The sequence below is a fragment of the Bradyrhizobium sp. ERR14 genome (assembly GCF_014198235.1).
Lineage (GTDB): Bacteria > Pseudomonadota > Alphaproteobacteria > Rhizobiales > Xanthobacteraceae > Bradyrhizobium.
Map to the genome: position 1 here is coordinate 1,089,993 of NZ_JACIHD010000001.1, position 19,466 is coordinate 1,109,458.

At 64.0% G+C, this 19,466-nt stretch carries 17 protein-coding genes; 4 read left to right on the top strand and 13 right to left on the bottom strand.

What is annotated here, in order from left to right; translation table 11 throughout:
* Nucleotides 1-104: 104 nt before the first annotated feature.
* The gene (locus GGD62_RS05365) at nucleotides 105-1,514 is read left to right on the top strand and encodes a PLP-dependent aminotransferase family protein (protein ID WP_183707405.1); all 1,410 of its coding nucleotides are present in this window, start codon (nucleotides 105-107) and stop codon (nucleotides 1,512-1,514) included.
* A 22-nt stretch (nucleotides 1,515-1,536) separates the two neighbouring features.
* On the opposite strand, the gene map is transcribed toward GGD62_RS05365, so the two are convergent.
* The 3 genes from map to GGD62_RS05380 all read right to left on the bottom strand — a co-directional run bounded on the left by map (nucleotide 1,537) and on the right by GGD62_RS05380 (nucleotide 4,748).
* Nucleotides 1,537-2,286 carry a type I methionyl aminopeptidase gene (gene map / locus GGD62_RS05370; protein ID WP_183707407.1) on the bottom strand — a complete coding sequence of 250 codons (750 nt, stop codon included), beginning with the start codon at nucleotides 2,284-2,286 and terminating at the stop codon, nucleotides 1,537-1,539.
* Nucleotides 2,287-2,418: 132 nt separating this feature from the next.
* Nucleotides 2,419-3,318, bottom strand: coding sequence for a GNAT family N-acetyltransferase (locus GGD62_RS05375; RefSeq protein ID WP_183707409.1), 900 nt, complete (start codon nucleotides 3,316-3,318; stop codon nucleotides 2,419-2,421).
* A gap of 53 nt (nucleotides 3,319-3,371) precedes the next feature.
* Nucleotides 3,372-4,748: an FAD-binding oxidoreductase gene (locus GGD62_RS05380; RefSeq protein WP_183707411.1), complete on the bottom strand. Its 1,377-nt coding sequence runs from the start codon at nucleotides 4,746-4,748 to the stop codon at nucleotides 3,372-3,374.
* Nucleotides 4,749-4,857: 109 nt separating this feature from the next.
* Here GGD62_RS05380 and GGD62_RS05385 point away from each other — a divergent pair, with 109 nt between their 5' ends.
* On the top strand, nucleotides 4,858-5,766 hold the full coding sequence (locus tag GGD62_RS05385) for a LysR substrate-binding domain-containing protein (RefSeq protein WP_183707413.1): 909 nt from the start codon (nucleotides 4,858-4,860) through the stop codon (nucleotides 5,764-5,766).
* A gap of 142 nt (nucleotides 5,767-5,908) precedes the next feature.
* Nucleotides 5,909-7,216 carry a hypothetical protein gene (locus GGD62_RS05390; RefSeq protein WP_183707415.1) on the top strand — a complete coding sequence of 436 codons (1,308 nt, stop codon included), beginning with the start codon at nucleotides 5,909-5,911 and terminating at the stop codon, nucleotides 7,214-7,216.
* 43 nt (nucleotides 7,217-7,259) lie between these two features.
* Here the strand turns inward: GGD62_RS05390 and GGD62_RS05395 are convergent, their stop codons facing one another.
* Nucleotides 7,260-8,039 (bottom strand): helix-turn-helix transcriptional regulator, encoded by a 780-nt coding sequence (locus GGD62_RS05395; RefSeq protein WP_183707417.1) that lies wholly within the window; start codon nucleotides 8,037-8,039, stop codon nucleotides 7,260-7,262.
* Between the two features lie 110 nt (nucleotides 8,040-8,149).
* Between GGD62_RS05395 and GGD62_RS05400 the strand changes: the two genes are divergently transcribed.
* The gene (locus tag GGD62_RS05400; protein WP_183707419.1) at nucleotides 8,150-9,229 is read left to right on the top strand and encodes a zinc-binding alcohol dehydrogenase family protein; all 1,080 of its coding nucleotides are present in this window, start codon (nucleotides 8,150-8,152) and stop codon (nucleotides 9,227-9,229) included.
* Nucleotides 9,230-9,313: 84 nt separating this feature from the next.
* On the opposite strand, the gene GGD62_RS05405 is transcribed toward GGD62_RS05400, so the two are convergent.
* The 9 genes from GGD62_RS05405 to GGD62_RS05445 form a co-directional block, all read right to left on the bottom strand.
* The gene (locus tag GGD62_RS05405) at nucleotides 9,314-10,018 is read right to left on the bottom strand and encodes an ABC transporter ATP-binding protein (protein WP_018320184.1); all 705 of its coding nucleotides are present in this window, start codon (nucleotides 10,016-10,018) and stop codon (nucleotides 9,314-9,316) included.
* Between the two features lie 7 nt (nucleotides 10,019-10,025).
* Entirely contained in the window at nucleotides 10,026-11,306 is a 1,281-nt protein-coding gene (locus GGD62_RS05410) for a lipoprotein-releasing ABC transporter permease subunit (protein WP_018320183.1), read from the bottom strand.
* Nucleotides 11,307-11,396: 90 nt separating this feature from the next.
* Nucleotides 11,397-12,716, bottom strand: coding sequence for a proline--tRNA ligase (gene proS / locus GGD62_RS05415; RefSeq protein ID WP_018320182.1), 1,320 nt, complete (start codon nucleotides 12,714-12,716; stop codon nucleotides 11,397-11,399).
* A gap of 144 nt (nucleotides 12,717-12,860) precedes the next feature.
* On the bottom strand, nucleotides 12,861-14,423 hold the full coding sequence (locus GGD62_RS05420) for a CopD family protein (RefSeq protein WP_183707421.1): 1,563 nt from the start codon (nucleotides 14,421-14,423) through the stop codon (nucleotides 12,861-12,863).
* Entirely contained in the window at nucleotides 14,423-14,953 is a 531-nt protein-coding gene (locus GGD62_RS05425) for a YcnI family protein (protein WP_179738762.1), read from the bottom strand. Before GGD62_RS05425 ends, GGD62_RS05420 begins: the two co-directional genes overlap by 1 nt.
* 29 nt (nucleotides 14,954-14,982) lie before the next feature.
* Complete coding sequence (locus GGD62_RS05430; protein WP_018320179.1) at nucleotides 14,983-15,519, bottom strand: copper chaperone PCu(A)C; 537 nt, start codon at nucleotides 15,517-15,519, stop codon at nucleotides 14,983-14,985.
* A gap of 27 nt (nucleotides 15,520-15,546) precedes the next feature.
* Nucleotides 15,547-16,044: a TlpA disulfide reductase family protein gene (locus GGD62_RS05435; RefSeq protein ID WP_179738895.1), complete on the bottom strand. Its 498-nt coding sequence runs from the start codon at nucleotides 16,042-16,044 to the stop codon at nucleotides 15,547-15,549.
* Nucleotides 16,041-17,252, bottom strand: a complete 1,212-nt coding sequence (locus GGD62_RS05440) for a sialidase family protein (RefSeq protein WP_179738764.1) — start codon at nucleotides 17,250-17,252, stop codon at nucleotides 16,041-16,043. Before GGD62_RS05440 ends, GGD62_RS05435 begins: the two co-directional genes overlap by 4 nt.
* Before the next feature lie 26 nt (nucleotides 17,253-17,278).
* The gene (locus tag GGD62_RS05445) at nucleotides 17,279-19,432 is read right to left on the bottom strand and encodes a TonB-dependent receptor (protein WP_183707615.1); all 2,154 of its coding nucleotides are present in this window, start codon (nucleotides 19,430-19,432) and stop codon (nucleotides 17,279-17,281) included.
* Nucleotides 19,433-19,466: the final 34 nt, after the last annotated feature.

The following is a 19,466-nucleotide window of genomic DNA, read 5'->3' on the forward strand; positions in this document are numbered from 1 at the left end:
TTTCTCCTTGATCATCGAGGAAGCCCCTCTTTCCTCCCTCAGATGCCCCTGTCGTGGTCTATAAAAAAGAACCAAGAACGCGAGAAAATCGTGTACCAAGGATCATGACCAGATCGCTGCGGTTGAAGCTCGACCGGTCGGCGAAGACGCCGCTGGCGGAGCAAATCCACAGGGGGATCAGGGCCGCCATCGAGCGCGGCGTGCTCGCCCCGGGCGCGCGCCTGCCCTCATGGCAGGATTTGGCGGCCCAGCTTGGCGTCGCGCGCGGCACCGTGCGCTCAGCCTATGAAAAGCTCTCATCGGCCCAACTGATCATCGCGGCCCGCGCGACAGGCACGCACGTCGCCGACCGACCGTCCATTCCCGTGCGGCGGGACAAGGCGCCGGACCCCGGCTCGTTCATGGAGATGTACCAGGAGCTCACGGCGGGGCCGGCGATCTTCCAGATGGGCGTGCCTTCGCAGGAGACCTTTCCTGCGACGCTGCTCGCGCGAATGCGCGCACGGGCAATTCGCGTCGAGATGAGCGCACCTGCGATCTACCCCGATCCGCGCGGCGAGCTGGACTTGCGCCGCGAGATCGCGGCCTATCTTGCGCTGGCGCGCGGGATCGAATGCGCACCGTCCCAGATCATCATCTCCAGCGGCTTCAGCGGCGGCCTCGGCCTGGCGCTCCGTGTCCTCGACCTCGGGCAAAGGAAGAAAGTCTGGATGGAGGATCCCGGCTTTCCCTTCACCCGGCACGGCCTCGAACTTGCGGGATTGTCGATCGTGCCAATCAAGGTTGACGCAGATGGGATCGATGTCGACGACGGCCTGCAACAAGCGCCCGACGCCGCGCTGGTTGTCGTGACACCGGGGCAGCAGGCGCCGCTCGGATCCACGCTGTCACTGGCACGTCGATCGCGCCTGCTCGACTGGGCAACCCAAAACAACGCGTGGGTGATCGAGGATGACTATCTCAGCGAACTTCAGCTCAAGGGCCGGGCCACGCCGGCGCTCGCCTCGCTCGATCGCGCCGGCCGCGTCATTCACATTGGCTCCTTCAGCAAGACCGTAACGCCTGCCCTACGGCTTGGCTTTGTCGTTGCACCGGCCGCTCTGGCGTCGCGATTTGCCGAGACTGCGGCGTGCCTCGCGCCGGCACCCGGACCAGCGGTGCAGCTCGCCACGGCAGACTTCATCCGCGAGGGCCATTATCTGCGGCATCTGCGGCGCACCAAGCGCGCCTACACCGCGCAAGGCGATGCATTGCTGAAGCAGCTTCGAACGCGCACCCCGAACGTTGCGATTGCAGGACTGGCCGCGGTCCTGCGCTTGCCGGACGGAGCGCCTGATCTCGCCATCGCCAGGCAAGCTGCATCGTTCGGACTGGCGCCCACGCCGCTCTCGCTCTGGTATGCCTCGAAGGCTTCGGCGCGTCCGGGACTGTTGCTGGGCGTCGCGACGTCTCCACTCAAAAGGATCGACGCGTCCTGCTACCGGCTCCTTCAGATCATCGACCGTCTGACATGATCCGACTCCGACCTCGGCGGCCTTAACCCGCCCTCGTCACGATCAAAGGTCCGTTGCGGGTGGCGACAACCGTGTGCTCGTATTGAACGGTCGGCGCCTCGGGGCTGCTGTAGAGCGTCCATGGGTCGTCGCCATTCTCCGCCCATTCGGCACCCATGGAGAGGAACGGCTCGACGGTGAACACGAGGCCATCCTTCATGATGCGGCGTTCGGAGCGGTCGGGCCAGGTTGCGATCTCCGTCGGCTCCTCATGGAGCGACAGGCCGACGCCGTGACTGGCCAGATTCCTGACCAGGCTGTAGCCGTTCTTTCGCGCAAATGTCCCGATCGCCTGGCCGATGCCGGCAATCGGCCTGCCGGCGCCAACCTGCTGCAGGCCGGTCCACATCGCCCGCCGGCCGTCCCGGCAAAGACGTTCGATCGCGCGGTTTACGGGGGGAACGGCGAACGAGGCTCCCGTATCGGCAAAGAAGCCGTTCTTCTCGGCTGACACGTCGATGTTCACGAGGTCGCCGCGCGCGATCCGCCGTTCGCCCGGAATGCCGTGAGCGATCTCCTCGTTCACGCTGATGCAGGTCGCCCCGGGAAAATCATAGGCCAGCTCCGGCGCCGAACGCGCGCCAGCGGCCTCCAGCAACTTTCGTCCGATTTGGTCGAGCTCGGAGGTGCTCATGCCCGGCTCAATCACCTTCCCCATCGCCTCCAGCACATTGGCGACGATGCGACCGATCTCTTTCAGGCGCGTCAGGTCGTTGTCATCGGAGATTGTCATGTCAGGGCTCTTGTCCGGGAGGCCCGGACATAGCCCCTGCAAGGTCGGCTTGCAAACGCAGCAGGTACGCCAGAATCGTTCGCGCAGCCGCGTCAGCGTTCCGCCAACGCGGGATCGCAAGTCCTGCCAGACCTACATGAAGCCCGGATTGCGCGGAAGGTAACTAACCCAATCTCCGAACTGTCGATTGGACATCAGCAGCATCGGGAACGTCAGATGCATGCCGTAGTCGGTCGCCACCTTGAGCGCCGGCTCGCTCGAACCCGGCAGGAAGGCCGAGATGGTTGCAACATCGCTCCGCGCCGCCAACGAAAGCGCAGCCGCAAAGGCGGGGCCAACCAGATCCGGCCGGCGGACCGCGAGCGGACCAATGTGACCATCCGAAATATAGACATACCCGACGCACTCGCGGCCGGCGTGAATGGTGAACCCGTTCGTCGTGCTGTCGCCGATGAGATATCGATGATGCTTCGCTCTGGGGACGCCGAGAGCGCTGACATCGATCGGCACCAGGTTTTCGAACCGGGCCGTCCCGGCGGCAAGTGGTTCAAGACGGAGCAGCGGCTCGGCCAGCCGCGACGCCAAGCGCTTGCTGGGCACGCTGACCATGTAGATCAGACAGCGCGGGAATAGTCCGTGACGGATGTAGAGGCCCTGCGACACGTTGTTGAAGGCGAAGGTGATCAACGCTTTGACGGATGCTCCGCGCGTTACCGCGTGAGCGAATGACTTGCCGAGCAATTGATTGCCAATGCCGTCGCTCTGGCGATCAGGCGCCACGAACAGCTGCGCCAAGAACCAAAGCTCGCCACATACCCAACTCCACGCGAAGCCGACAATGTCTCCATCGTCCTCCGCAACCCATAGACCTTCGGGATCATCCGCAAGCGAGAAGGCTTGAAAATGCTGCGGGCGAGAGGAAGCCATCTTGCCGAACCCCCGCCGTTCCGTGAGTTCGTTGATGCTGGCGACCACGAGCTCGTCGGCTCTCGCCAAATCGTCGCTACAAGCGGGTCGGCACACGACAGCCATTCTCGAATTCTCCCGAAGACGGCCATGAGAGCGACGAAATCCTCAACCGGCCATCAGGCCAGGGGCCGGATGTTCTGGTTCATCCGGAAGAAATTCGTCGGGTCGTATTTCGCCTTGATCCGCTGCAGGCGCCGGTAGTTCGGTCCATAGGCGGCCGCGACAGGATCGCCCGTCTCGTCATCGTCGAGATAATTGACATAGCGGCCGGAGGCGAAGAAAGGTCGCATCCTTTCGTAGGTGTCGCGCGCCCAGGACATGCAGCGGCTGGTATCGCTGGCCTGCATCCACTGCGCGAGAATCAGGAAATTATAGCCCTCCTGCCGATGTGGGAATGCCGTATCCCCGGCATCGACGCGGGCCGCCGCGCCGTGGACGTGTTCGACCAGGAACTGCCCCATGGGAGTCGGGCAGCGCGCGAAGCATTCGATCATCGTCGCAATCGCGCCGTCACTGAGCTCCGCGAGGAAGTTCGATTTCCAATAGTTGAAGGCGCCTTTCGGATAGTTGGCGTCGAGCATGCGGTTGAGGTCGCAATAGGGAATCGGCCCGACTGCATCCAGGATCGGAGTCCCGAACTGTTTCAGCGGCCGCACCGCTCGTTCGGCATCCGCCAGCGGTCCGCAGTGACTGGTGACCAGGACCGCGACCTCCGTGCCGGAGCCGTCCGGCGCATGCGTCAGGGATGCAAACAGCATGTGCTCGTCCGCGAGCGACCGCGTGCTGGTCCGGAAGAATTCGAGCACCTCACGGGAGCGTTCGATGGGATGGACGATCGGACCGCCGGTCATGATCGGTCCGACCGTATGAAGATCGTATTCGAGACTGGTGGCGATCCCGAAGTTTCCGCCGCCGCCGCGGAGGGCCCAGAACAGATCGGGCTCCTCCTGCCTGCTGGCGCGCAAAACCTTGCCATCGGCGGTGACGAGTTCGACGGCTCGCAGATTATCCAGTGCCAGACCGTACTTGCCCATCAGCCAGCCCAGTCCTCCGCCGAGGGTCAGGCCGGCAATCCCGGTGGTCGAGACCACGCCGCCGGTGACCGCAAGTCCGTGAAGTTGCGTTTCGCGATTGACCTCGCCCCAGGTGGCCCCGCCCTGCGCCCAAACGGTCTTGCCGACCGGGTCGACCCGGACACCCTTCATGGGCGAGAGGTCAATCATGATCCCCCCGTCGATGGTCGCGCGTCCTGCTACATTGTGGCCGCCGCCGCGAACGGCGACTTCGAGGCCGAGCTTGGTCGCAAGAGCGACGGCGTCGACGACGTCGGCCACGCTGCGGCACCTGGCGATCAATGCCGGCCGCTTGTCGACCAGCCCGTTATGGACCTTTCGCGCTTCGTCATAGCCCTCGTCCGCCGGTTTGAGCAGTTGCCCTCCAAAGGAGGTGCCAAGATCGGCGGCAGCGCTTGCGACAGATGCGATGGACGACATGACCTGATCTCCTCAGCTTGACCCGCCATATCCTCGACCGCGCACTATCTCCGCGCAAATCCGAAGAATTCAGGTGACGATGAATTAGTTTCACCTAGACTGGGCGGGCATGCACAAGCTCCCGCCCCTGATCGAGCTTCGCGCTTTTGAAGCCGCCGCCCGCCATCTGAGCTTCAAGAAGGCAGCGGCAGAACTCGGCGTGACGCCAACGGCGATCAGCCACCAGATCGGATTGCTCGAGCTTTATTGCGGTCGCGCTCTGTTCCGCCGCAGACCAAGGCCGCTCTCGTTGACCGATGCCGGAGCGCGGCTTTTCCCCGCCATACGCGGCGGGCTCGAGGTGTTTGCCGCGGCCATTGCGAGCGTCAAGCAGGAAGGCGCCCAACAGCCTCTCCGGGTGACGACAACCAACGCATTCGCCAGCCGCTGGCTCGTGCCCCGCCTGCCCCTGTGGCGCAAGTTGCATCCCGACGTGCCGCTAGAGGTCATCGGCACCGACACGGTGCTCGATCTGCAGGCCGGAGACGGCGACGTCGCCATTCGCTACGCGACCAGCCGAGTACGGCCGACAGACGGCATCGTCGAAGATCTCTTCACCGATACATTCTGGGCCGTCTGCAGTCCGCGCCTGCTTGCAACGGGTCGCCTGAAGCGACCGGTCGACCTCGCAAATCACGTCCTGATCCACTCTTATTGGTCGCCGGCCGATCGTGAGCCGCCCACCTGGCAGCGATGGCTCTCCGCGGCTCAGCGCAGATGGCGTGATGTGCCCCCGTTCAAGGACATGCAGCATCTGAGTTTCCGCGAGGAATTGCACGCCATCGAGGCGGTGATCGCAGGACAAGGAATCGGAGTGTTCAGTGATGTGCTGACGGCACACGACCTCGCCGCCGGTACGCTCGTGAAGGCGTTCAAGTTGAGCTTGCCTGGCTACGGCTTCCATGTGGTCAGCAAGGCAGGCCATCCGCACGCGAGAACCATCCGCGCCTTTTCGGAATGGCTGCGGTCAAATCCTTGATCCGCGTCCCTGTGCCGTTCGAGATGTCCGCTCCGGATCCCGGCGAAAAAAACGTGGACCGCCATGCCACCGCAAGTTGTGACCACGCCGATCGTCGTATAGCGTCAGTCACGGTCCCTCACCATACGTAGTCGATCGCTCCATGCTCGCCCGAATATTGCTTCTGCTGGCCTTGCTGTCGCTTCCCGGCGCATTGCGTGCCGAAGGAACCCCGGCCGAGAAACCCGGCTTTGCCTCCAGGCTGACGATCTATCTCGCCAAAGGCGCGCCCGACGCGTGCGGGCCGGGCTGCGACCGCTGGATCGCGATCGAGGGCCAGATCGATCAGGACGCAGCGTCCCGCATTCGCCGCTTCCTCGCCGGCGTCAAGGACCTGCAGCGTCCGATCTACCTCCATTCGCCCGGTGGAAACGTTGAGCAGTCCTATGCCATCGCCCGGCTGCTGCGCAGCCGCAAGGCGATCGCCCGGGTTGGCCGGACGATCGCGACGGCGTGCGCCGCGGGCACGCAGATCGACGCCGCATGCCTGAAGATCAAGAACGCGACCGGCGAGGTCGAGGCCGAACTCACCACCTATCATGCGATGTGCAACTCGGCCTGCGGCTACCTGTTTCTCGGAGCGACCTCTCGCGAGGTTGCGCCCGATGCCGCGCTGGCGGTCCATAACTCCAGGCTGATCCTCCGGTTTCGAGGCGATCCGCCTCCGGAAGTGGTCGCCGAAGCGCGGCGGCGCCGGATCGCCGGCGCCGACCGCGACCGCGCCGCGTTCATTACGGCGATGGGAATCAGCCGCGAGCTCGATGCGCTGATCAGCACCGTGAAGTTCGAAAGCCTGCACGTGCTGACGCGGCCCGAGCTCTACCGGTTCGGGATCGACACGCGACCGCTGGCCGAGACGATGTGGCGGCTGGAAAAGGGAGCGCGGCCCTTCATCAGCAAGATCGCCGCGGTGAAGAAGGAGAGCGACGCCTCGTTCCGGACCATGGAATGGCGCCTGTATTGCGAAAACAAGAAGCGCGTGCCGCTGATGTTCGCGGGTGAGATCGACGCATCGGCCGCCGGCAAGAAAACGATTCTGATCGCAGCCAGCGCCGACATGAGCAAGCAAGCCGGAGGGCCTCCGGTGCGGTTCGGGAAGTACGAGGTCTGGAACGGCGCCGTCGACCCCGACATGGTCAAGGCGGTACTGGCCTCGCACTCCCTGCAGGTCCGGGAAACCACGCCGGAACCAGAGGGACGGGCTGACGTCACGAGCTTCAATATCGATACGACCGGTTTGGCCTCGGTGTGGACGCAGCTCGGGACGTCGTGCACCTCGGTGGCGACAGGCCCGGCCAAACCCTGGCCGGCGAATTCTCTGCAGCCGACACCCTGGACGGACAATCCATGGACAGCAGGCGGTACCCTGCCGAACGCCAGCGCAACGCCCGCGGCCACGCAGTCGCCGTAGCGCGCAGGCTTGCAGTCTTCAAGAGCTGGAGCCTGCCCCTCCCTCAGTCCTCGACCGGCGTGTAGATCACCAGCTTCAGCGCGGGATCGTCGTTGGCCTGGAAGCTGGTGTGCTCGAACCGGAGCACGCCCCTGGTCGGGTGGTTCATGGTCTTGAGCCCCGCAGCGGTGTTGCGGATGTCGTGGGCTTCCCACCATTTGACGAATTCCGGACTGCCCTGGCGCAGCCGCGTCAGCAGCTCCGTGAAAGCGGGATCGCCGGCCCAAACGTCGTGATTGGCGCGGAACATCGCGACCATGCTTCTGGCGACGTCGGTCCAACTCGCGCCGTAGAATTTTCGCGTCAGCTTGTTGGTCATCACCAGCAGCAGCGTATTGCGATCCTGCTCGGGCAACTGCCCGAAGCCAAAGACCTCCTCGGCCGCCGCGTTCCAGGCCAGCACATCCCAGCGGCGCCCGGTGATATAGGCAGGCTGAGACAGGCTCTCGATCATCCGCCGAATGGGCGGCGGCACGATCTCGCGCGTGAACGTCCCTCTGGCGCCGTCGCGCGCCAGAGCCTTCAAATGCGCGTGCTCGGTCTTGCTGAGGCGCAGCGCGCGGGCCAGCGCGTCGACGGTGGTGACCGACGGGCTGACGGTTCGGCCCTGCTCGAGGCGGATGTACCAGTCGACGCCGATGCCGGCGAGCTGCGCGACCTCCTCGCGGCGTAGCCCCGCGGTGCGCCGGCGCCCGCCGATCGGAAGCCCGACGGTCTTCGGCGATAGCTTTTCGCGGCGAGACCTCAGGAAGTCGCCGAATTCAACGCGGCGCGGATCGGCCATGATGTCGCTCCCCCATGGAGGGTCTTTGGAATACTAGGATAATACCAGGCCTTCTTGGCCCGTCCAAGGCGGCGCATATGGGTTTCACCGCGACTTTGAGGTGAACATCCATGAAAGCAGCCGTACTCAAATCCCTTGGATCGCCGCTGGTGATCGAGCATGTCCCGGAGCCGACCATCGGTACCGGAGAGGTGATTGTCGATGTCGTCGCAACCCGCGTGCTGTCCTATATGAACGAGGTCTTCAGCGGGGAGCGCAACTATGCGCTCGATCTCCCGATCATCCCGGGACCCGGCGGCATTGGCCGGGTGCGCGCCATCGGTCCGGACGCAACCAAGCTTGCGATCGGCGACTGGGTGTTCTGTGATCCGACGGTGCGCTCGCGCGACGACAACGTTGCGCCCGATATCGCCCTGCAAGGGCTCACCGCCGCCGGCCCCGGCGGCATGCTTCTGCAGAAGCATTTTCGCCACGGCTCCTTCGCCGAGCAAATGAGGGTGCCGACCGAGAATGTGAAGCGGCTCGGTGCGATCACGTCCGAGGAAGCGACGCGTTGGTGCGCGCTGGGCACGCTGCTGGTGCCCTATGGCGGCTTTCTTGCCGCAAACCTTCAGCCCGGCGAGACCGTGCTGGTGAGCGGGGCCACCGGCAATTTCGGCAGCGCGGCCGTCTCGATCGCACTCGCGATGGGCGCGGCCTGCGTGGTCACGCCGGGTCGCAACGAGAAAATCCTCGCTGACCTCGTCCGCCGCTTCGGCAGCCGCGTGCAACCGGTCAAGCTTACGGGCAATCAAGAGCACAACCGCGAGGCGATGAAGCGCGCAGCGCCCGGCCCGATCGATTGCGTGTTCGACATCATGCCGCCCTCGGTGAGCACGGAGGTCGTGCGCGCGGCGATCATGACGGTGCGCCCCTATGGACGCGTCGTGCTGATGGGCGGCGTCGGCATGGCCGGCGGCGCGGGCCTCGAGCTGCCCTATCCCTGGATCATGCGCAACTGCATCAGTATCCACGGCGTCTGGATGTACCCGCCCGATGCCGCGAGCCGTCTGATCGCGCTGGTGCGCGCGGGGCTGCTCAGGCTGGAGGAATATGAGACGACGGCCTTCGACCTCGACCACGCCAACGAGGCGGTGGCGTACGCCGCGGCCAATGGCGGGCCGTTCAAGATGACGGTGATCAGGCCTTGAGTCTCAGGGTGCGACGAAATGGCGATTTTTTCGCAAGCCCCGCCAAGCACTTGGCTACTGTGCATGGGGTTGTTTTCGCGTTTTTTACTCGAGCTCGACCACCTGGCCGTTCGACAGCGACACCCGCCGGTCCATGCGGCCGGCGAGCTCCATGTTGTGGGTCGCGATCAGCATCGAGACCTTGGTCGCCTTCACCAGCTGCATCAGGGCCTGGAACACATGGTCCGCCGTGTGCGGATCGAGGTTGCCGGTCGGCTCGTCCGCAAACAGCACGCGTGGCGCGTTGGCCACCGCACGTGCGATCGCGACGCGCTGCTGCTCGCCGCCGGACAGCTCGGCCGGGCGATGCGTGATGCGGTCGCCGAGGCCGAGATAGCCCAATATCTCCTTGGCGCGCTTGACGCTCTCGGACTTCTTCAGGCCACGGATCATCTGCGGCATCATCACGTTCTCGAGCGCCGAGAATTCCGGCAATAGCCGGTGCGACTGGTAGACGAAGCCGATATCGGTGCGGCGCAGCTGGGTGCGCTCGATGTCGGGCAGCTGCGAAGTCGGCGCGCCCGAGACATAGACCTCGCCGGAATCAGGCGCTTCCAATAGTCCCGCGATGTGCAGCAGCGTCGATTTGCCCGAGCCTGACGGCGCCACCAGCGCCACCGACTGGCCGGCCCACAGCGCGAGCTTGGCGCCATCGAGGATCGTCAGCGGCACCTCGCCCTGCAAGTACTGCCGCTTTATCTCGTGGAGATAAATGACCGGAACGTCTTCCGCCCCCTGCTGCTGCTCCATCAACCCCTCACTCGTACCGCAGCGCTTCGACGGGATCGAGGCGCGCGGCGCGCCACGACGGATACAGCGTCGCCAGGAACGACAGCGTCAGCGCCATGATGACGACGGCCGTGGTCTCGCCGACGTCGATCTCGGCGGGCAGTTTCGACAGGAAATAGAGCTCTGGCGAGAACAGCTCGGTGCTGGTCAGCCATGACAGGAATTGCCGGATGGATTCGATGTTCAGGCAGATCACGAGGCCGACGACAAAGCCGACCAGCGTGCCGACCACGCCGATCGAGGCACCCGTGATCAGGAAGATGCGCATGATCGAGCCCTGCGAGGCGCCCATCGTGCGCAGGATCGCGATGTCGCTGCCCTTGTCCTTCACCAGCATGATCAGGCCGGAAACGATGTTGAGCGCTGCGACCAGCACGATCATGGTCAGGATCAGGAACATCACGTTGCGCTCGACCTGGAGCGCGTTGAAGAAGGTCGAATTGCGTTGCCGCCAATCCACCAGGAACACCGGCCTGCCCGCAGCCTCGGTCACGGCCTGACGGAAGGCGACGATCTGATCGGGATTGGTGGTGAACACCTCGATCGAGGTGACGTCGTTGCTGCGGTTGAAATAGGCCTGCGCTTCCGCGAGCGGCATGAACACGAAACCGAGATCGTATTCGGACATGCCGATCTCGAACACGGCGACGATCTTGTACGGTTTTATGCGCGGCGTCGTGCCCATGGGCGTCACCGCACCCTTCGGCGCCACCAGCGTGATGCTGTCGCCGGCATGCAGCGACAGCTGGTCGGCGAGGCGCCGGCCGATCGCGACGCCCTGCCCGTCGTCAAAGCCCTCGAGCGAGCCCTGCTTGATGTTCTTGGCGATCGAGGTGAGGTTGTTGAGGTCGTCGGAGCGGATGCCGCGCACCAGCACGCCCGAGGCGTTCCAGGGCGAGGACGCCAGCGCCTGGCCGTCGACCACGGGCGCTGCAAGCCGGATGCCTTTGACCTGGCTGAGGCGGTCGGCGACGTCCTTCCAGTCGGTCAGCGGCGATTCCAGCGGCTGCACCAGGATGTGCCCGTTCAGCCCCAGGATCTTGTCGAGCAGCTCTTTGCGGAAGCCGTTCATCACGGCCATGACGATGATCAGCGTCGCCACACCCAGCATGATGCCGAGAAAGGAGAACCCGGCGATGACCGAGATGAATCCCTCCTTGCGGCGCGCCCGCAAATAGCGCGCCGACAGCATCCACTCGAATGGCGCAAAAGGCGCGGTTTGCACGGTTTCGGTCATGGTCTCATCCATCGCTCGATAATCCCATGATTCGGGGTCAATTGTGGCCGGATTGGCGGCCGCGATATCGGGCGATGAACAATATTCAGCCGACCAGGCTTATCAGCCCACAAGTCTTGCGACCGCGTCCGCAGGCGACATGGTCTCGCGGGAGCCGTCGGCTCGCCGCTTGATCTCGACCTTGCCGTCAGCGAGCCCCTTCGGGCCGATCATGATCTGCCAGGGGATACCGATCAGGTCGGCAGCGGCGAATTTGGCGCCGGCGCGCTGGTCGGTGTCGTCATAGAGCACGTCGACGCCCTTGGCGGTGAGCTCGGCATAAAGCTTCTCGCAGGCCGCATCGACGGCGGCATCGCCCTGCTTGAGATTGAGAATCGACACGCGGAACGGCGCGACAGCCTCCGGCCATTTGATGCCGGCATCGTCATGGCAGGCCTCGATGATCGCGCCGAGCAGGCGCGAGACGCCGACGCCGTAGGAACCGCCATGGATCGGCACATCGACACCGTCAGGTCCCGCCACCAGGGCCTTCATCGCGTCGGAATATTTGGTCCCGAAATAGAAGATCTGGCCGACCTCGATGCCGCGGGTGTTCACCCGCTTGTCCGCGGGCACTTCCTGCTCGAAGCGCGCGGCGTCGTGGACGTCCTCCGTGGCGGCGTAGACCGAGGTCCATTGCTTGATGATCGGCGTCAGGTCGCTGTCGTAGTCGACGTCCTCGCCCGGCACCGGCAGGTCCAGCACGTCGCGATTGATGAAGACGCCGGATTCGCCGGTTTCGGCCAGCACGATGAACTCGTGGCTGAGATCGCCGCCGATCGGGCCGGTCTCGGCGCGCATCGGGATCGCCTTCAGCCCCATCCGCGCAAAGGTGCGCAAATACGCCACGAACATCTTGTTGTAGGCGACGCGCGCCGCGGCTTCGTTGAGGTCGAACGAATAAGCGTCCTTCATCAGGAACTCGCGGCCGCGCATCACGCCGAAACGCGGACGCTGCTCGTCGCGGAATTTCCATTGGATATGATAGAGATTCAGCGGCAGGTTCTTGTAGGACTTCACATAGGCGCGGAAGATCTCGGTGATCATTTCCTCGTTGGTCGGCCCGTACAAGAGCTCGCGCTTGTGGCGGTCGGCGATGCGCAACATCTCCGGACCATAGGCGTCATAGCGGCCGCTCTCGCGCCAGAGATCGGCAAGCTGCAGCGTCGGCATCAACAGTTCCAGCGCGCCGGAGCGGTCCTGCTCCTCGCGCACGATCTGCTCGATCTTCTTCAGCACGCGGAAGCCGAGCGGCAGCCAGGCATAGATACCGGCGGCCTCCTGCCGGATCATGCCGGCGCGCAGCATCAGCCGATGCGAGACGATCTCCGCCTCTTTCGGATTTTCCTTCAGGATGGGCAGAAAGAACCGCGACAACCGCATGGTAATACTCTGGGAATCAGTGATGGGTTGCAGTGAAACCGGATTGAGAGCGAAAACACAAGACCGGGAATGAGGAAAAGCCGCTAACGCAACGGAATTCCTGTCATTTTTCCGTCGGACTTCAGGTTCAGCCCGAGCTGCGTCTCACGGCGGCGTGACGTCGAGTTCATCTACGAGCGTGATCTGCTCGAAGTCGGTCACCAGCGCGTCGATCCGCACGTGCCAGCGGCCGGCAAAGGGCAGCTCGACCTTGCGCACATGCCAATAGCCATCGGGCCCGAGCGAGGCTCTTCGCTCCATCGGCTCGATGCCGCGCTCGGGCAGGCTCAGGGTCAACGTCGCCTCCTTGGCCGCCAGCGGCGTCCCCTCGCCGGTCATGAGCTGGAGCACGACATCATTGGCCCCCGCCTTGCCTGGCGAGACCAGGACCTGGAACATCGCCTTGTCGCTATGGATGTGGATCGCCAAAGGCGTCTCCGGCACGGTCGTCCGCGGCGGCGGCGTGAAGCGCCAGCCGGCGACCACCGCCAGGATGGCGAGAGCAATCGTACCTTCCAGCACGATCGAGCGCTTGAGCGCAGGCGTCCCTGTCTCGTTCCGGGCCAGAGCGGGAGTCAACCGGAACCGATTGAGCGCGGCCAGCGCCAGCAATCCCGTGACCAGAACTAGCTTGACCGAGAGGATCAGCCCGTAGCGAGTCTCGACCAGCGCTCCAGGCTTTTCGAGCTGCACGATCGCGAGTGCGAGGCCGGTCAAGGCCAACACGCCGACCGCGAGCGCAGCAATGCGGGAAAAGCGGTTCACAATCGCGAGCGTCGCAATCGTCGGCTTCGATACCAGCGCTACGAGCGGCGCGAGAGCACCGATCCAGATGGTGACACCGAGGCCATGAAGAAAGATTGCAGGCCGGGTCAACGCCTCAGGCGGGGCCGTTGCGGCGTGCCCGGTCATGGCGAGCGACAGACCGACGCCGACCAACGCCATGATCGCAAGAGCACGCGCGTACCACGCACTGCGCAGCGCCATCAACGCGAGTAGCATCGCAAGCAGGGCAACCAGCAGCGCAGGGCCGGCGCTGGTCGCGAGCGCGACTTTCCAGGGAGCAGCGGTCGCGAGGGCTGCCAGCGGCAGCCCGAGGAGATCGAGGCCCAACGCGCCGACGGACGCCACCGCGCTCGGGAGACCGAGCGCGAGCGCCATGCGCGGCACGGCCATGCCGGTCATCGACCAAGCAACCCAGCGCGCGAAGAACACGCCGCCGACGCCGATGAACAGCCCAACGTACAGGCCGACGCGCGCCAGCCAGATCAGCGCGTTCAACCCGCTATCCTCAGCGGCGGCAGGCTTCGTCGCGGTCGGCATGCCAATCGAGAAGATCACCGATCCGGTGACGGGATGACCGTCCTGCGAGATCACGCGATAGCTGACGACCGCGGTCCCCTCAGGCAGATCCGCCGGCATCGCGACCGAAATCGTCTCGCCCGATGCGCTAACGCGCGCATCATCCCGCGCCCTGCCCGCACCATCGATCAGCCGGATCGCGCCCGGCGTTACCGCCTCGCTGAAACGCAGCTCCACCGCCTTGGGCGCGGCCGCGAGCATGCTGCCGCTCGCCGGCTCAACCGAGACCAGCGCCGCATGCGCCGACGCACCGCTTGCGAAGCCGGCAACGAGGAGCAGCGTCGCAAGCGCGGCGAAGAGGCGCATCAGGGTTTTGGCAGCAGTTTCACGCCCGGCGCCGGCGACTTGCCCTCGGACTTGCCCTCATGCGAATGCCCTGCCCCCGCCGCCGGAATTTCGATCCAGCGGCTGACGCCGGCCTCGCATTCCTGAACGACGGGGAAGTACAGCACCGTGTTCGGCTTCAGGCTGTCGGTCAGGAACGTGCTGAGGACGAATTCGTCATAGTTCTTGTCCGGCAGCTTGCCGCCGGACCACGCCACCTCCTTGACGCCGGAGGAGAGCTTGTTGCCGTGATAGTCGTACTCCGCGGCATATTTGCCCTCGACGACATCGATGGTCCAACCGGCCTTCGGCATCGGCTTCACCGCGATCACCCCTTCCGGAATCTGCACCCGGATCTTCACCGTCGGCGAGCCCGCGCAGCCATGCGGCACAGTGAAGACGGCCTTGTAGGACGTGCCGACAGTGGCTTGCTTGGTCTCGATCGACACGTGCGCCGCCGCCGGCGAGGCGGCGAGCGCGGCAACCAGGATCAGGCAGGATTGCTTCGACATGTTCGGTCTCCCGAGAGTCCAGATCCGTCTCATTTCATCTTCATTCCCGAGTGATCCGGCATTTTCTTCATGTCCATATGACCTGAATGCCCGGCATCGCCAGGCGCCTGCGCGCCGACGCCCTGGACGTCGAGGGACACCGCGACCTTGCCGGCCTTCTCGAATTGCAGCGTCACCGGCACCTTGTCGCCCTGCTTGAACGCGCCCTTCAGCTCCTGGAGCATCAAATGATTGCCGCCGGGCGCGAGCTTCACCGTCTTGCCGGCATCGACCACCAGCCCCTTGTCGAGCGGGCGCATCTTCATCACGCCATTGTCCATCGCCATCTCGTGAATCTCGGCCTTGCCCGCGATATCGGCGGACACGCTGACCAGTCTGTCGGCCGCCGTGCCCTTGTTCTCGATGGTCAGATAGCCGCCGGCGACCTTCGCGCCGCCCGGCGTCGCCCGGCTCCAGGCCTGCGAGACGACGAGATCGCCGGCCTTGACCTCGTCGGCGACCGCCGGTGCTGCGGAGATCGCGAGAGCGAACGCAGCGAGCAGCACGTTTTTCGAGATTGTCTTCATATCGGTATTCCCTTTGCAGACTGAACTTCAGTGTTTGGAGCGTTGTTGCGCTGACCATTTTTCGAGATCGGCAATTTCAGCCGAGCCTTCGATCGTCGTGACGGTCCCTTCCGGGGAGATGAGCATGGTCCTGGGGATGTCGCCCTGCCAAGCCGGATCGATCTCGAACCGCAAACGCTCGACAAAGCCGTCGTTGAAGATGAAATTTTCGGTCGACGACAGACCCGCCTTGTCGAGCATCGATTGCGTGGCGGCCGGCAGGTTCGGCACGAGATCGGCGCTGACAGTGACGACGTCGACGTCAGGATGATCCTTGGCAAACTGGCCGAGCAGCGGCAGCTCGACCTTGCAGGGGCCACAGGTCACGCCCCAGAAATGCACGAGCACGGGGCGGCCGGCGTGCCCCCGAAGGACCCTTTGCCAAGTGCCGCGTTCGAATGGCTTCAAAGCGGGAGATGCGGCAAGCGCAGCCACTGAAGCGATCAGAACGACAAGTCCCGCAATGCCTACAAATCGAAATCTCATGGTTGGTCCTCGATAGCCCTGAGCCGATAGCCATCCGCCTTCGTCATCCACGACAGGTAGGTCTGCTTGCCGTTGGAGACGAGCAAAGGATGGTCGGACGTGTCGGTCGTACTCGATATCGTCTTCGGCGGCGACCACGTCTCGCCATCGTCGCGGGAGATCGTCATCTGGACCGAGGTCTTCTCGCCGTCGAACTCCTTCCAGACCATCACCGTTCCCGGCGCGCCCGCGAGCACGAAGGGGCGCGTCGGATTGCGATCCGGCCGCCCCAACGCCATCGGCGAAGAGAACGTGCGGCCTTCGTCGCGCGAGTGCGCGTAGAAAAGTCCCTTCCGCGCCTTTCCGTTGGTGTACCAGGCGACGTGATAGGTGCCGTTCGGCGCAACGGTGAGGCTCGGCCCATGGTGTGGGCAGGCATTGATCTGCCAGTCGTCGTTGCTGACCCGGCGGACTTCGCCTGGCGTCGCGACGTCGGTGAAGGTCATCACCGCGTGGTCGCGCACGCCGCCCTCAAAAATGTTCCTGAAGATTGCGACCGGCCGCCCAGACGCAGCGAATGCCAGCCCCAACCGGCAGCATTCGCAGGTGCCCTCACGCGCCAGCTTCGCGTCTGCGTAGGCGGTGCCGCCGTCGCTGGACGACGTGAAGAACAGCCCGGCCCCCTCGTACTTCTGTCCCGCTTCCTTCGCAAAAATGCGATTGCGCTTGTCCAGCCACGCCGCAAATACTGTTCCATCCTGATCGAGCGCCAGCGCCTCGAAACGTTGGCTCTCGTTGCTGGCGGTGATCGGCTTCAGCTCCGCGAAGCTTTTCCCGCCGTCGGCCGAGCGCGTGGTGAACACCTGACCGTTGAAGGCCTCGTCCCTGAAGGTCGAGAACGCGAGCGCGATGCCCCCCTTGCGGTCGACCACGATCTTCGGCCGCGCATCCGGCCCCCAATCGAGGTTCAGCCGCTTCGTCGTGACTTGAGTGGGCGTCGAGAAACTTCGGCCGTAGTCCTGCGAACTTGCGACCGAGACCTGCCCTCCCGCCATCCAGACCAGCCACAGCGTCCCGTCCGGACCGAAGGCGGGCGTCGCCTTGGTCGCACAGCGCAGCGTCGGCTCCTCGCACGCAGCTTCGGACGCGTGCTTGCCGTGCATCTGCCCCAGCGCCGCACCTTGCAGGCATGCGAGAGCGGCTATCGCGAGCAAGCCAGTTCGGATCATGGCCCTATTCCCTTCGAGAGCCCGGATCATTTGAAGGCCACCTTCATACCTGCAACGAAGAGGCGTGGCGAGCCCGCATAGATCGACCCCGGTGCCGTGCTTGCGAGCGTGTTCCCTGGAATTTGCAGGCCGGCCGCCGTCACGGTGTTTGCGATGTTGTTTGCCGACGCAACATAGGTGCGATCGAATACGTTCCTGACCTCAAGAAACAGATTGAGTGACTTGAAGGTGTCCGACACCAAGTCGGTCTTGTAATGGACGTTCACATTGACCAGCTCGTAGCCCGGCGCCTTCAGCAGATTCGCGTTGTCCATGTAGAAAGAGTCCTTCCACTGAACCTCGACGAAGCCGCCGAGGCCTGCCAGCGGGCCGGCGAACTCGTCGTAACCAATTCGAGCCGTCAGCTCGTTAGGCGAGATACCGGGAATTTTATTGCCGGCACGGTTGAAGCTGAAGACGGCGCCATTGGTGATGTTCTCGACATATTCGGTGTAGACCTCGTCAAGATAGGTGTACGCCGCCATGAACCGCCAGCCCGGATAGAACTTCCAGTCGGCGGCAAGCTCGATGCCCCGATGCTCCGATCGCGGCGCGTTGAACGAGTAGTTTACACCCGCGACCGATGTGGCCTGGTTGACGATCTCGTTACGGAAAAACTCGTAAAAGCCGGTCGCGCTGAGCTTGAACGCGCTGTTCGGCGTCCAATCGAAACCGAGATCGTAGCCAAGATTCTTCTGGGCCTGGAGCTGCGTATTGTTGCCCGGCAATCCCGTTTGAGCGACGAAAAGATTTGAGACCTGCGGTGTGCCATACCCCGTGGCAACGCGTGCCCGGAACAGCCATTCGTTGTTGAGATTGTAGAGCAACGCCAACTCTGGCGCAGTATTTTGAAACTGCCGGTCCGCGGTCGTCGGCGTCGTCGTGGTGATGCCGGTGGGACCAGCATATGAATAGGCCGTGTTGGTGCCCTTGAGCAAGGTCGTCTCCCAACCGATGCCCGCAACGGCCGTTAGCGACGATGTAAGCTTGAGCTCTTCCCTGGCACGAACACCATAATTGGTCGTCTCGCTGTAGAGATTGCTCGACAGCCTGCCGAGCGTCGCGTTGCCTCCCGGCATCACGTTTCGCGTATCGCTCGATGCCGTCAGGGTGTTGTAGAAGGCGCCGAAGAACGCGGTGGACTCCAGGCCGAGAATCTCTCCGCGCTTGGTGAGATCACTCATGTAGTTGTAGGACGGGAAGTCGCCGATCGAGCTGGTGGAGCCAGTTGGCTGACTGATGTTCCGGTCGTCGAACACGAACTGGTTGCGCCAGGTCGTATTGTTGTCGAAATCGTGCTCCCACCGGCCCCCGACGATGGTGCGGCGGTCGTTGCGGCCGAGCCCGGCCTGTACGGCCGTCTCCGTATCGGTCCCGGCGGTCGCGTTGAAGCCATTGTTGAACAGCCTGACCGTACCGCATCCGGGCGCCGCCGTGGCACCGGTCGCACAGCCCTGCTGGAAGGGATTGGTGTAGAACTGGTTCAGCGACTGCCGCAGCGGCAGCCGCGCGCTGAGATCGTTGTTGATGATCTTGACCGTGAAGCGGTCGTCCGGTGTCGCCTTGAGCGTGCCGAGGAAGTTGACGGTCTGCGTATTGAACCAACTATTGCCGATATAGCCGTCGCCTCTTGTGTCGCTCGCAAACAGCGAGCCCTCGAAATTCCCGACCTTCTTGCCGGCCGCAAGGTAATTGTTGAGGTAGCCATAGCTGCCGCCATCGACGCCGTATTCGACGCCGTCGATCGTGCCGCCCGGCCGCGTGCGAAAATTGAGCGCGCCGCCGGTCGCATAATTGCCGTAGAGCGCCGATGAGGGGCCGCGGATCACGTCGATCGCACCATAGGCATGGGGATCGATCAGGTCGCTACGCGACAGTCCGTCCGGCTGCGTGACGGGGAATCCGTCGTCGAAGATCACGAGATTGCGGATGCCGAAACCGTTCCGGGCATTGGATCCGCGAATCGAGATGCCGAAATCGCGCGGACCATTACCCTGCTTGATCGAAATGCCCGGACTGTCCCGCAAGACGTCGCTGACCGAAAACGAGGGCCGGTTGTCGAACTGGCTGCGATCGATGGTCGTCGCGGTCTGACCGGCCGGCGCCTGATTGAGACCGGCCCGCACTGCGCCGGCGGACATCGTGTTGTTCTGCCCCGAGGCGCCATCGGTCGCG

Coding starts and splice junctions, on each gene's coding strand:
- GGD62_RS05390 (WP_183707415.1), top strand. CDS start 5,909: ATGCTCGCCCGAATATTGCTTCTGCTGGCCTTGCTGTCGCTTCCCGGC.
- GGD62_RS05435 (WP_179738895.1), bottom strand. CDS start 16,044: ATGAGATTTCGATTTGTAGGCATTGCGGGACTTGTCGTTCTGATCGCT.
- GGD62_RS05425 (WP_179738762.1), bottom strand. CDS start 14,953: ATGTCGAAGCAATCCTGCCTGATCCTGGTTGCCGCGCTCGCCGCCTCG.
- GGD62_RS05375 (WP_183707409.1), bottom strand. CDS start 3,318: ATGGCTGTCGTGTGCCGACCCGCTTGTAGCGACGATTTGGCGAGAGCC.
- GGD62_RS05380 (WP_183707411.1), bottom strand. CDS start 4,748: ATGTCGTCCATCGCATCTGTCGCAAGCGCTGCCGCCGATCTTGGCACC.
- GGD62_RS05385 (WP_183707413.1), top strand. CDS start 4,858: ATGCACAAGCTCCCGCCCCTGATCGAGCTTCGCGCTTTTGAAGCCGCC.
- GGD62_RS05440 (WP_179738764.1), bottom strand. CDS start 17,252: ATGATCCGAACTGGCTTGCTCGCGATAGCCGCTCTCGCATGCCTGCAA.
- GGD62_RS05420 (WP_183707421.1), bottom strand. CDS start 14,423: ATGCGCCTCTTCGCCGCGCTTGCGACGCTGCTCCTCGTTGCCGGCTTC.
- map (WP_183707407.1), bottom strand. CDS start 2,286: ATGACAATCTCCGATGACAACGACCTGACGCGCCTGAAAGAGATCGGT.
- GGD62_RS05400 (WP_183707419.1), top strand. CDS start 8,150: ATGAAAGCAGCCGTACTCAAATCCCTTGGATCGCCGCTGGTGATCGAG.
- proS (WP_018320182.1), bottom strand. CDS start 12,716: ATGCGGTTGTCGCGGTTCTTTCTGCCCATCCTGAAGGAAAATCCGAAA.
- GGD62_RS05430 (WP_018320179.1), bottom strand. CDS start 15,519: ATGAAGACAATCTCGAAAAACGTGCTGCTCGCTGCGTTCGCTCTCGCG.
- GGD62_RS05445 (WP_183707615.1), bottom strand. CDS start 19,432: ATGTCCGCCGGCGCAGTGCGGGCCGGTCTCAATCAGGCGCCGGCCGGT.
- GGD62_RS05405 (WP_018320184.1), bottom strand. CDS start 10,018: ATGGAGCAGCAGCAGGGGGCGGAAGACGTTCCGGTCATTTATCTCCAC.
- GGD62_RS05410 (WP_018320183.1), bottom strand. CDS start 11,306: ATGGATGAGACCATGACCGAAACCGTGCAAACCGCGCCTTTTGCGCCA.
- GGD62_RS05365 (WP_183707405.1), top strand. CDS start 105: ATGACCAGATCGCTGCGGTTGAAGCTCGACCGGTCGGCGAAGACGCCG.
- GGD62_RS05395 (WP_183707417.1), bottom strand. CDS start 8,039: ATGGCCGATCCGCGCCGCGTTGAATTCGGCGACTTCCTGAGGTCTCGC.